Raw genomic sequence first — 2,012 nt, forward strand, 5'->3', positions numbered from 1 at the left:
CTCCGCGACCGGTCCGTCCCCGCCGTGCCCCGAGTGCTTCCAGCGAGGGCGGCGGCAGCGTCCGACGCATGGACGAGCACACCGAGGCCACCGTTGCGCAGCCGGTCCTCACCGTCGTCCGCGGCCGGACGGGCGACATCGAACTCGCCGCGCCGACCGCCGTGCGCGACGCCACGGCCAGCTCGGCCCGGGTGAACGGCGACGACGACAAGACCGGCCTGGTGCGCGAGGGCATGGCGGCGGACCGCCACCTCCCAGAAGACCCGACTCGCCCTGTGCGTACGGGGGATGACCCGGTGGCAGCGCGATCGCGCTTCGCTCTCCTCGCGCGAGCCGGCGGTCCGCTTGAGCGTGTTTCCGTTCCGGGTACCACCCCCACAAGCGGGAGCAACCCGCCGAATCAGCGGCAAATCCGTACGCCGTTCCCCGGAGCGCGGCCGCACCATGACACGGGTTGGACCATTCTCCGCCGGGTCTGCTACACACCACTTTGGATGGTGGCTGAAGAGAAGTGGTGTGCATGGTAAGCGTCCTGACGAACAGTAACCATCTCGCCGCATGTCCTGCGCCGTATGATCGGCTGGATCCGGCCACGGTACATACGGAGCTATAGGCTTCTTCTGCGGTGATCATGGCGGAGCGGCCCCCCACCCCCCTGTCGGCCGTGGTCCCGGCACAGGGGCGGGCTTCGCCGGTCGACACCGCGGCCGCGAACGATGGTCCCCTTCCTTGTTGTCGACTCGTCTTGAGGGTGTTTCATGGCTCGCTCCCCGTCTTCCGCGTCTCACCAGCGCCCGGGCGGGCTGTTGTGGCCGGTCGTTCTGGCCTCGGCCGCCGCCTGCGCCGCCGCCGTCTCCCTGATCGCCGGCGGAACGCGCCCCGAATGGGCCGCGGCGGGGGGCGCGGCGGTCCTGGTCCTGCTGGCGGCCGTGGAGTGGGGGCGCCGTCGACACCGTGACGCCGTGGCTGAAAACGATCGCCTCCGAAAGGAGATCCAGGAGCGCGAGGCCCAGTGGCGCGCCCTCTCGGCGGGACGGTCCGAGGCGCTGCGCGTCGAGATCGAGCACCTGGTGGCGGTGCAGCTGCCCGCGCTGCTGAGCGACGAACCGGTGCCGCCCGTACGCGGCGGCGACAAGGCCGACGACGAGGTGGCCCGGGAGTTCGAGCGGGTGCGCACCGCGGTGGTCGAGGCGGCCGAGGAGAACCGGGAGCGGCGGGAGACTCTGCGGCTGGCGGTGGTCGCCCTCGCGCGCCGGGTGCAGGCGGCGGCGCACCGCATCCAGGAGGGGGCGTCGCTGATGGCGGCCCGGCACCCGGGGAATGCCGACGTCCTGGAGTCGAGCATGGCGGTGGACCACTCCGCGGCCCAGCAGGCACGGCTGGCGCAGAGCCTGGCGGTGCTGTGCAGGGAGTGGCCGGGGCAGCAGTGGCAGAATCCGCTGGCGCTGGTGGACGTGGTGCGGGCCGCCTCGGGCCGGATCACCGCCTTCCAGCGGGTGGAGGTGGCGGGGGACCCGGATGTGGCGGCCGCACCGCAGGTGGTCGAGCCGCTGATCCACCTGACCGCGGAGCTGCTGGCCAACGCCACGCAGTCCTCGCCGCCGCGCACCAAGGTGTCGGTGACGGTGCGCTCCGTGCAGCGGGGCGCCGTCGTCGAGATCGACGACGGCGGGGTGGGCATGGACGAGCACTCGCTGACGCAGGCCCGCGAGGTGGCCTCGGGGCGCAGGCCGGTAGGGATCGGCGAGATGGGAGAGGTACCGCAGACGGGCCTCGCGGTCGTCGGCGAGTACGCCCGCCGCCACGGGTTCGGTGTGGACCTGCTGCCCTCGCCGTACGGCGGGGTGCGGGCCGTGGTCCTGGTGCCGGTCGCGATGGTGGAGACCCTGGATCCGGCGGGGGCGCACCTTCCGGAGCAGCGTGCCCGCACCGCGGAGACCGCTGCCCCCGAGGCGCGGTGCTGTGCAGGGAGTGGCCGGGGCAGCAGTGGCAGAATCCGCTGGCGCTGGTGG

2 protein-coding genes are annotated in these 2,012 nt (G+C 73.0%); both read left to right on the forward strand.

Translation table 11 applies throughout. From position 1 onward, the window contains the following. Nucleotides 1-68 precede the first annotated feature (68 nt). Nucleotides 69-527, forward strand: a complete 459-nt coding sequence (locus C1I97_RS39485; protein WP_146608415.1) for a hypothetical protein — start codon at nt 69-71, stop codon at nt 525-527. 435 nt (nt 528-962) lie between these two features. After that, on the forward strand, nt 963-2,012 hold a 1,050-nt coding region (locus C1I97_RS36080), incomplete at its 3' end, for an ATP-binding protein (RefSeq protein WP_146608416.1).

It is taken from the genome of Streptomyces sp. NTH33 (assembly GCF_003236365.1).
In the GTDB taxonomy this organism is placed as follows: Bacteria; Actinomycetota; Actinomycetes; order Streptomycetales; family Streptomycetaceae; genus Streptomyces.